This is a genomic window from Bacillus sp. UNC322MFChir4.1 (genome assembly GCF_000746135.1).
Classification (GTDB): Bacteria; Bacillota; Bacilli; order Bacillales; family Bacillaceae_G; genus Bacillus_A.
The window spans coordinates 21,217-30,959 of the sequence record NZ_KN050811.1; the positions used below are offsets into that span (position 1 = coordinate 21,217).

Annotated in this window: 10 protein-coding genes and 4 pseudogenes; 9 read left to right on the forward strand and 5 right to left on the reverse strand. The window is 34.2% G+C overall.

The window, feature by feature from the left end; all coding sequences use genetic code 11:
- Positions 1-104: 104 nt before the first annotated feature.
- The 3 genes from BR72_RS20720 to BR72_RS20730 all read right to left on the reverse strand — a co-directional run bounded on the left by BR72_RS20720 (position 105) and on the right by BR72_RS20730 (position 2,876).
- On the reverse strand, positions 105-1,121 hold the full coding sequence (locus BR72_RS20720; protein ID WP_035437016.1) for a tyrosine-protein phosphatase: 1,017 nt from the start codon (positions 1,119-1,121) through the stop codon (positions 105-107).
- A gap of 108 nt (positions 1,122-1,229) precedes the next feature.
- Positions 1,230-2,075 carry a hypothetical protein gene (locus BR72_RS20725; RefSeq protein WP_035436467.1) on the reverse strand — a complete coding sequence of 282 codons (846 nt, stop codon included), beginning with the start codon at positions 2,073-2,075 and terminating at the stop codon, positions 1,230-1,232.
- Between the two features lie 90 nt (positions 2,076-2,165).
- Complete coding sequence (locus BR72_RS20730; protein WP_051957372.1) at positions 2,166-2,876, reverse strand: GNAT family N-acetyltransferase; 711 nt, start codon at positions 2,874-2,876, stop codon at positions 2,166-2,168.
- Between the two features lie 163 nt (positions 2,877-3,039).
- Here BR72_RS20730 and BR72_RS20735 point away from each other — a divergent pair, with 163 nt between their 5' ends.
- Complete coding sequence (locus BR72_RS20735; RefSeq protein WP_035436470.1) at positions 3,040-3,879, forward strand: DUF2785 domain-containing protein; 840 nt, start codon at positions 3,040-3,042, stop codon at positions 3,877-3,879.
- 336 nt (positions 3,880-4,215) lie between these two features.
- The gene (locus BR72_RS20740) at positions 4,216-4,698 is read left to right on the forward strand and encodes an NUDIX hydrolase (protein ID WP_035436472.1); all 483 of its coding nucleotides are present in this window, start codon (positions 4,216-4,218) and stop codon (positions 4,696-4,698) included.
- Positions 4,699-4,879: 181 nt separating this feature from the next.
- Here BR72_RS20740 and BR72_RS20745 read toward each other — a convergent pair.
- Positions 4,880-5,340: pseudogene (locus BR72_RS20745) on the reverse strand (tryptophan--tRNA ligase); the annotation flags it as partial.
- Between the two features lie 139 nt (positions 5,341-5,479).
- Here BR72_RS20745 and BR72_RS20750 point away from each other — a divergent pair.
- Positions 5,480-5,782 carry a hypothetical protein gene (locus tag BR72_RS20750; RefSeq protein WP_035436474.1) on the forward strand — a complete coding sequence of 101 codons (303 nt, stop codon included), beginning with the start codon at positions 5,480-5,482 and terminating at the stop codon, positions 5,780-5,782.
- Positions 5,783-5,899: 117 nt separating this feature from the next.
- Here BR72_RS20750 and BR72_RS20755 read toward each other — a convergent pair whose 3' ends face one another.
- Positions 5,900-6,214, reverse strand: coding sequence for a hypothetical protein (locus BR72_RS20755; protein ID WP_035436476.1), 315 nt, complete (start codon positions 6,212-6,214; stop codon positions 5,900-5,902).
- Positions 6,215-6,362: 148 nt separating this feature from the next.
- Between BR72_RS20755 and BR72_RS25945 the strand changes: the two genes are divergently transcribed.
- The 6 genes and pseudogenes from BR72_RS25945 to BR72_RS27205 all read left to right on the forward strand — a co-directional run.
- Positions 6,363-7,694, forward strand: a complete 1,332-nt coding sequence (locus BR72_RS25945) for a WXG100 family type VII secretion target (protein WP_081904953.1) — start codon at positions 6,363-6,365, stop codon at positions 7,692-7,694.
- Positions 7,694-8,383 (forward strand): hypothetical protein, encoded by a 690-nt coding sequence (locus BR72_RS25060; RefSeq protein WP_051957373.1) that lies wholly within the window; start codon positions 7,694-7,696, stop codon positions 8,381-8,383. Before BR72_RS25945 ends, BR72_RS25060 begins: the two co-directional genes overlap by 1 nt.
- 54 nt (positions 8,384-8,437) lie before the next feature.
- Positions 8,438-8,512 (forward strand): annotated as a pseudogene (locus BR72_RS27200) (SpoVR family protein); the annotation flags it as partial.
- 183 nt (positions 8,513-8,695) lie between these two features.
- Positions 8,696-8,857: pseudogene (locus tag BR72_RS27500) on the forward strand (WXG100 family type VII secretion target); the annotation flags it as partial.
- A gap of 23 nt (positions 8,858-8,880) precedes the next feature.
- Positions 8,881-9,093 carry a bacteriocin immunity protein gene (locus BR72_RS20775; RefSeq protein WP_035436479.1) on the forward strand — a complete coding sequence of 71 codons (213 nt, stop codon included), beginning with the start codon at positions 8,881-8,883 and terminating at the stop codon, positions 9,091-9,093.
- Between the two features lie 84 nt (positions 9,094-9,177).
- Positions 9,178-9,743 (forward strand): annotated as a pseudogene (locus BR72_RS27205) (transposase); the annotation flags it as partial.

Genomic DNA, 9,743 nt, shown 5'->3' on the forward strand with positions numbered 1-9,743 from the left:
GTAATTATTTCAACAATTTTCAAATTAATTGTAAAATAAAGAAAATAAAAAAGATAGAGGTTTTAAAAGTAACCTTATGACTTTTAAAACCTCTATCTATTATCTTATTTTTCTTCTAGCAATAAATTACGCAAAGCATCTAACTGTTCTTTCGTAAGTCCAATTCCTTTTTCAGCATATTGATCCAATGAACCATATACATTATGAATTTCATCAAATGCCGCTTGTAAATATTCAGCCCTCGCTTCAAACATTGCACTTAAAATTTCTATGCTTGCTTCATCTTGAAGCTGCGCTCCTAAAAATGCCATCATTTTTTCATTCAACTGTTCACGAAATCCATTACTTAGTAAATAATCCTGCATTACTGTCTCTTCTGGTACACCTAATAACAATAATAATAAAGCAGATGCAAAGCCGGTTCGATCCTTTCCTGCTGTACAATGGTTTAAAAGCGGTAAGTTGTTAGCATCTTGGATCAGCTCTAAAAATGTCACAAATGCTCCATTACTAGTTACAAAATCTCGGTTCATCTTCACTAAATATTCTCCCGGCTTGCCAAGCATTGATAAATCTCCTAAACGGAAGAATTCATTAATATTTAAATCTTTCGCTAAATCTTGCATAACTGGCAAGGAAACTTGACAAACATCTTGTATCTTTGGGTTTGGTTTATGTTGCACTTCGAAATTTGTACGATAATCGCAGATAGTTTTTAAGCCCAAATTATGTATATAACAAATATCTTCTTCTGTTAATCCTGCTAATTCTTCAGAACGGTACAATTTCCCCCATTTGACTACACGTCCATCTTTTGTTTCATACCCGCCTAAATCACGAAAGTTAAACGCACCTTGCAGTGATAGGCGGCGCTCTGCTACTGTAATACGATCTCCTTTATTCGTAACCAATCGAAAATAGACACGCATTGCAGGATTTGGATCTTCAATTGTAACCGCAGAAGCGTCTGTTACAATCGTTAATAATTGTCCATTTTCTTCAATAGCCTCAGGAGATGCACTCCAATATACATGCACTGATTCTTCTACACTACCCCATTTTATAGATAAAGTGCTATTATTTTCTCGCTCTACTTTTACATCTAAACCTGTTTGTTTCATGTTCGTTTCCATTCTTTCACCTATCACTTTCTCTATTGTTTCTCTCCCCCTATTCTATACCACATATTGTAACGCGTCTTACATATTTCATGACATTTTGTAATCAATTTATAAATACGGAGAAAACATTTTTTCTATATCTGTAAAAGATGTACATGGGATTCCTCGAAAGACATATGCAATTTGTTCATTCCCAAGATCTTGATATACAACTGTACCTCTTTGCGGATGCACGTAGTATTCACAATTTCCAATCTTTTGCGGGGAGCTATAATTTCTTATCCATGAAGATACAGGATAATAGCTATAATTGATATGCCGGCATGCCCATAATGTATATAACTGCTCTCTTGCATCCCAATATACATATTGTGTTTCATTATCACCAAAACCAACAGACTCTAATTCCCATGAATGAGGGACTAAAAGCGGTAATGATACGAATTTCTTTTCTTCAGGAGTACACCATATAGAGCAACGACTGATTTCGCCTCCACCCTTTTCTATTTGAGCATGAAAACTTAGTTGATGAAATGGTAATTTCATTTGTTGTTTTGCATTCTCTAATTCAAACGGCTGCAATCCATATAAAAATTCTTGCATCTCATGCTGCTTGATAAATCCATCATCAATAGAAATTTCGATTTGTGTTTTCCACTTAGAAGTGACGTAACTATCGCACCCTTTATAATTGATACCGCGCCAATAGATAAGTGTATTATATTGAAAACACTCCCCCTGCGCGTGATACAGACAACTGTCTGGAAAAGTTGGTTCCATAAAGTCTAGAAAAAACTGTTTCACTCGAAATATTCCCGTAGGAGTAATCACCTGAAACCAAAGCGTTTCCCACTTTTCACTCTCCTGCCGCTGCGAAATATGTTCTACATGCCAGTCTGGAAATAAAGTTTCTGGATATAACGGAATGATTCTTTTAAATGATTGCTTTAACATCCAATTCCCCCTTCATTTATTTCTTCAAGACTTCAAGAGAGATCTTCATTTATCCTTTTCTAATCACTCTTGTGAATTTCTCTATTTCCCCTAACTGTATACAGTTATTGTTAAAAAAACTTGTTTCATAGCATCGTTCATTTCGTCAGTACTCCCTATATAATATGAGGCACCAATTTCTTTTAAGATGTACAATGCTTTCTCATGAAGCATTGCCCCGTATCGTTTACCACGCATATTCGGAACAACACCAAGATAAAACAATCTTCCTTCTTCTACCGTACCTGGCTCTATATGCGGCAATATAACACCTACTGGATCTTCTCCTTGAACAGCAACTAAACAATGTTCATTCCATCTGCCGCCAATTTCTGTTTGAAAAGCATATAATAATTGGTCTATAGATAATGTTTCTTTCGTATGTATAGAATCCCGCATAGATTCCAGCCAAATTGTTTTAAACGTGCCTTCTCCTACTTCATCGATCGTTTTCAGCGTAAACGGAACTTCCACATCTGTAACATCAGATAAATCTTTCAGCACCGTAACACAACTTTTCTGATACTGAAATTGTAAACGCTGAAACACTTCTTCATAATGTGTATAATTTGGACTTTTGGATGAAACAACAAAATGTAAATGGAAAACTCCTTTATCTGTTGCTGTTTCTATCCAATATTGCACAACCTCTAACACTTGTTCCATTGTAAAGGAAACTGTATTATTTTCTTCAATTGTAATATAATGTGGCTCTCCTACTAATATCTTAAAATCTCGTTCCAAATTAACAAATTGATTCATTCTTTAACCTCTTTCTGTATATTTTTTTAAATAACATGTTTTTTATTTCATGAGCAGGAGTTTTTATGAAAATGTAGAATACTAGAAATTTGATGTTTATAACAGCAATCTTCAGTTAAGAAAAGGGATCGTATCGATAATATTACAATGAGGAGGAACATCATTGAATACCATTATGCTACAGCAATTATTAGAAACGATTCAAAAAAACGGATATTTATTGCCTCAAAATACCGATTTAAATCAATTGAGTTTACATATGCTAGAGCATATTGGTACGTTAGACAGCTATTTACGTGATCAATTGATTTACTCTACCTTTTCTTACTTTATTTCAGGTGATTATTTCGATACAGCTCAGTTAGAAAAATTACTTACGCTAACTTTAGAAGAACAATACTTATATTGCGGCATCATATCTAATATCGATGATAGCGTGTTTACACGTTCTTTCACAACGTTATTAATTGCATTAATATTATGTGCAGATAATAAAACAAATTTTTTAACACAAGAAACGGTTATGATCGTAAAAGAAAAATTGGTAGATTATATGAACCAAGAAATTGATTTAAGGGGATATGTAGATCCTCACGGCTGGGCGCATAGTGTTGCTCATGCAGCAGATGCTTTCGATGCCCTTATTCAAAATTCAAAACTGCTACAACAATGTTACGAAGAACTAGCACATTGTCTTTTAAATAAAATATTCGTTTATTCTATTGTGTATCATTTTGATGAAGATGAGCGTATTATTACCCCTCTTCTTTCCATGATATCAAAAGGATTCCCGCAAAATCAGCTATTTGAGATTATTCATGTCAAACTAAACTTGCTACCGCAATACAAAACAAGACTTCTAGTCAATGAGTTTTGTAGTTTATGTACAAATATTAAAACCTTCCTACGCAGTTTATACTTTAGAACTATACATAATATGCAGTTTAGTTATTTAGCATCACAAGCAGAAGCGATGTTAAATAAACTGCCATCGTTCTATTAACTTATAGTGGGAAAGCATAAATGTCGCTACTACATTTATGCAAATTAAAAAACCCTCTTTCTTTTTTGGGAGGACAAGAGCATCTGGCCGTGCATAGAAGCGGTCAGGACCTTTTTCTGCTACATGCGTGGTTTACAAACAAAGTGAGAAAGCAAGTATCATGTTGTCTTCCGCATAGTAGTGACTTATATGTCGAAAAATCAAAATAGATTTATATATACAAAATACAAAGAATAAACTTTATTTGCAGCAAGAACAGGTCAACCTGTTCCAACTCTATACAAAAACATACTTACAATTTGCACGTATGTATTATAAATAAAGGATAGGTGTTATATGGGATATATCGAAGAAATGCGCAGCTTAGTTGGAAATCGACCACTCATTTTAGTAGGTTCACATGTAATTATTTTAAACAAAAATAATGAAGTACTTCTTCAACTTCGCAGTGATTACAATTGCTGGGGCATTATTGGCGGTGCGCTTGAATGTGGTGAAACGTTAGAAGAAGCCGCTAAACGTGAAGTCTATGAAGAAACAGGTTTAATCGTGAAACAGTTAGAACCATTTCAAAACTTTTCTGGTAAAGAATTTTTCAATGTGTATCCAAATGGAGATCAAGTACACGGTGTTCTCATTACATACATTTGTCGTGATTTTGAAGGAACATTACGCATCGATGACGCTGAATCAAAAGATTTACGATTCTTTTCCATCCATGATCTTCCTGACAATGTTGGATCAGTGCATAAATTAGTTTTAGATACGTTTTTAATGAACAATATAGATAAGAAGCTGACTAAAAAGTCCACTTTTTAGTCAGCCTCTTTCACTTTTCGGTATGATTCAGCTCAGCAAATCGACCACTATTATGTCGAATATCATCGAACAGTCTTTATATCGTGTCGAAGCGCCGATATATTGCAAAGAACGGTCGATAACAGAGAAAAGGACTGATTTCAAAAGGCACTTATGTGCCTTTTGGGTCAGCTTTTTCACATTAACACCCAATCCGTTTTTTTATTTCCGCTAAACTCACCTTAGCAATTTCCCTTGCCCGTTCTACCCCTTTTTCCATCGCTTCTTGAAGTAAGTGCGGCTCATCCATATACATTTCATATTTCTTCCTCGGCTCTTCTAGCTCACGATTGATGACATGAAATAGTTCTTTTTTTACATCTCCCCAGCCGATTCCTGGTGCATATTGCTCTTTCATTTTTGCAATTCCTCAGCTGTCGCAAATTCTTTATACAACATAAATAATGTTTCGAGTTCCTTCGGTTCACTTGATAAGGAAGAATCTGTTTTTATTTTGAAAATAAGTTTTTTCAGCTTTTCTGGCTCTTCAAATAATGGAATGACATTTCCATAGCTTTTACTCATTTTTCGTCCATCAAGGCCTGGTACAATCGCTCCTTCTTCTTGAATGATATATTCTGGCAATATAAAGATTTCACCGAACGGGCCTATACTTTTAATTATAAATTTCCATATAGTAAACTTCTTTCTATTATTAGAAAATAACACCTTAAAACCCCATGACTTATTTGTTATACTGAATAATGTAATAGATTCATGTTAGTTTTAAGGAGGACATATTTTGAAAGACACTGTAAAAATACTAAAATGGGTAAGTGGTGGTTTGGAAGCCCTATTAGGAATACCTGTACTAGGTGGAACAATTATTGTTTCTTTATTTTGGCTACCTCTTCTCTTCATGTTAGCATTACATATCATTACTTTAGTATTAGCTAAACAGAGTGGTATGAACGCTAACGGTAATATTTTAGGAATTGTAACATCTTGTATTGCTTGGATTCCATTTGTCGGGATGATTATGCACATTTTATCGGCTATCTTTATTATGATGGACGCAGCTCGTAAAGAAGAAACTTCAATTTAACATTCATCAAAAAAGGTAGAGTTAAATGTATTTTATCTTATACACAAAAGCTCTTCTCATATGAGAGGGCTTTTTACTTTATTCATTAAGTCTCGTGAAAAAGTTTCTTCTAAGTACCTAAATGCAGCAACCTCTTCTTTTTTTCATTTCTTTTACATAAATTGATTCCTCACGTGTCAATGGTTCTAATAATACCAATCCTGACATGTTTCTATACTCTCTTCTAGAATTCATTTTATCTTTCTCGCTAGGAAGTTTACTAAGAAATAGTCCAACAGGAACAGGTGTTAAAAATTTATTATTTTCATCAATAAAATTAATATCTATGTTTTCATCAATTTCCCGAATGTGAAACAAGAAATTTTTGTCTAGCTGAGATACTTGTACTAAATACGATGTTATCTTTTGTTCATCGATTACTGTCAATTCCATTAAAATCATCCCCTTAATTGTTATTTTGTGTAAAATTTTAACAATTGAATATTGAACATGTGTAAAATTATGGTTAATTTATCTATACAATCTGCTATACTTTTATTGACAATTTTATACATAAAACAGAAAGGTGGGGAAAAAGCAATTGGGGCAAGTACGAGTTGATCCGGATAAACTCGAAGAAGCTGCAGATTCTATATCGCGAAATAGAGAAGCTATGGAAAAAATAATTCGAGAACTTTTACAAGTCACGTTTGAATTGCAAATGTCTTGGGAAGGAATGGCACACCAACGCTTTTTCGATGAATTTTTCTCAAAAAAGAGAAGTATGGATGATTTAGTCAAACATTTAAAACATACTGAACTCGAATTAAAGAAAGCTGCGAAAACATTCCGTGAAGTGGATGAGAAGGCTTATGGGGATTTTAATCTACTTGACAAGCTATCTGACGCCTATCTGCGTGGAAGCGCTAGAGCAGCAGGAGACACTATTTTTGATCCGCTTAAAAAAGCAGGAAATCAAGTAACAGACTTTTTCGGACACTTAGTTGATGATCCAATGGACACATTGGAAGATGCAAAATATGGACTTAGGGACTTTGCGGAGAGTTCTATTGATGAAAAGAAAGAGGAAGTTAAAGATAAATACGAATTTATTAAAGCCTTGTGGAATGATCCTAGTGGAACATTAAAAAGTGAGTGGGACGAGGAAGTCCAAGAGATGTACGCTATACGAAATGTTTTGTCTGATTGGTATGTAAAGAACGTAGAGTACGGAGATGCAGAAAGTATCACAGAATCGATAGCATACGGAGTGACTTCTTTTGCGTTCCTCGCAGTTGGTACAAAAGGTGCTGGTGCTTTAAGTAATGGCGTAAGATGGGGAAGAGATTTGTCACGGATGTCTTCTTATCATATGGGAAATAGATGGGCGCCAGCTTATGGTGGAGAGTCATATTTTAGTGGTTTAGGAATAAAAGCTAAAGATACACATTCTAGTATAGTAGGTAATAATTTAGGAAAAGGAAATATTTCTAGACAACATGATTATGTGGCTCACAATAGTTATTATAGTGCTAAAGAATTCCGTACAAAGTTAAATAATGCTCAATATAGTGAACATGGGCATAAACATATTAAAGCAAAAACGAAAGAACAAACAAAATTATTTAGTGAAACAGGAAGAAAGCAAGCGCAATATCTTCCAAGTGTAGATAATGGGATGCTTGAAAAAGAAGCTTTGCAAAAAGGATTGATTTATAAAGATAAAGATAAAGGCGCCATATATTTTTTCTATCAGTCAGCAGAAACAATCGGTTATGATTTAGGTAAAGAAGCAACTTGGATTAGAGCAGAATTAAATGATAGTTGGATATATCACGGACATCCTATGAATGATGATCGTGTAAAGGAATATTTAAAAAGTGCTTTAACGAGGGAAGAATTTTTTAATACACATTTTGGGAGTGAGAAATAATGTCTGTGCTTCAAGAGTTTTCAAGGTTTCAATCATTAAGAATCCCAGCTACATGGTTTATTGTTCATAATAATTTTATGGAAATGAATCCTGAGGAATTAAATGTAGATGATAAAAAAGGGTGGTCATATTTTACTGTAGATTTATTACAAGTCAAGCATCAGGTGGACGATATTATTTTAGACGTTGGATGGTATCCTGAAATGGATCCTAAGGGAAGTTATAAGCTTCAACTTGTTAAGGATGGGAACTGGCAGAACCCAGTTGAAGTTTTTTATTCAAAAAATAGGGAGGAAGTTGTAAAAGTTATAGAGGCATTATTATGGAAAGTGAAAGCATTACCTATTTTTGCTCATATGCCTAAATTTCAATCATTACGAATTCCAGAGCTATGGAGTGTTACATATAATGGCTTTCTAGAAATCAATCCCGAAGAGCTAGAGAAGGGTGATAAAATCTGGCTAAGCTTTACGCAAGATTTATTGCAACTTGAGTTTACACAAAAAGATATTATTTTAGACGTTGGATGGTACCCAGAAGGAGATCCAGATGGCATGTACGGTTTAGAACTAATAAAAAATAAAAACTGGCATGAACCGCTTGAAACCTTTGATACGAGAAATAAAGAGGAAGTTGTACAAGCTATAGAAATGTTATTGTTGAAAGTAAGAACGGGATATTATGCTTAAGAATCATTTAAGATTCTAATAAACTTCTTTTGTTCCTTCTGTAAAGAAATTTTTGAGAGTATGTATTTATTCCAGTGGCAAAGTAAGGAATATAAAATCGTTGATAAAAATTGGAAAAATGTTCGGGATTAGTTAGTCAATACGAGAACAAACAGCGGTTTTCCATATTTAATGGTCGAAGATGGTGCATCGGAAGTATGTGTGAAGCTACTGTTAAACAGCATCTTCCTTTTTATGGATATTATTTATAAATAAAATGAAACAAAAACATTATTTTCTGTATAATAAGAATAGATAAATATTAAAGGGTGTGCACAACAACATGGTAAACATGAAGTATATGTACTTCATCATAAACAACCTATTCACCAAGGTGGTGCGGTCTACGATCTTGATAATTTAATAATTGTATCTCCTAAAATGCATCAAAATATTTTAGATCGTTCATATCATTTTTGGAAAAAGGGATTATAAACTATAAAAAGGGGATGGATAATATGGAAGGTAAACTAACTAAAGCGGAGCTTATTGAACTTGCAAAAAAAATATGCGAACCTGATTTACCAGACGAGTTAGGTAGTAAGTACATTGATATTCTAGAAGCCAACGTACCCCACCCGGCTCCAAGTGATATAATTTTTTGGGATTTTAGAGACTTAACGCCAGAAGAGATAGTAGAGATTGCATTGAACTACAAAGAAGAAAAATAAAATATTAAAGGACAAGCCACCCCTCAAAATGTAGTGCACCTCCAATTGTTAGACACGGTCTAACAATTGGAGGTGCATTTTTTTATGGCTAAATTCTCTTCAAAAGAAAAAATACAAGCAGTGAGACGATATTTAGAGGGTACTGAAGGCGGAAAGACAATTGCTAAATCTATAGGTGTTGCTGCCAGTGTACTCTATCAGTGGATTAAACGATATGAATCTTTAGGTGAAAAAGCTTTTTAAAAACGCTATGCATTCTACTCTCTTCAGTATAAACTAGATGTACTTCAGTATATGAACGAACAAGGGACATCTATCAGGGAAACAGCGGCGATTTTCAATATTCCGTCTTACGAAACACTTCGGAAGTGGAAAGTGGCTTATGACTCAGAAGGATTGGGTGCCCTACAACCAAAGAAAAAGGGGCGTCCATCCATGCAAAATAAAAAACTGAGCACAACTAAAAATCAAAAAGTAGTTGAAGGTTCAATTGAAGCACTACAAGCGGAGAATGAGCGTTTACGTATGGAAAATGCATATTTAAAAAAGTTGAATGCCTTAGTTCAAAACAAAGAAAAATCACAAAACAAGACAAGGCCCAAGTAATCTATGAATTAAGGCATGAATTTTCGGTGAAAGCACTACTTCAA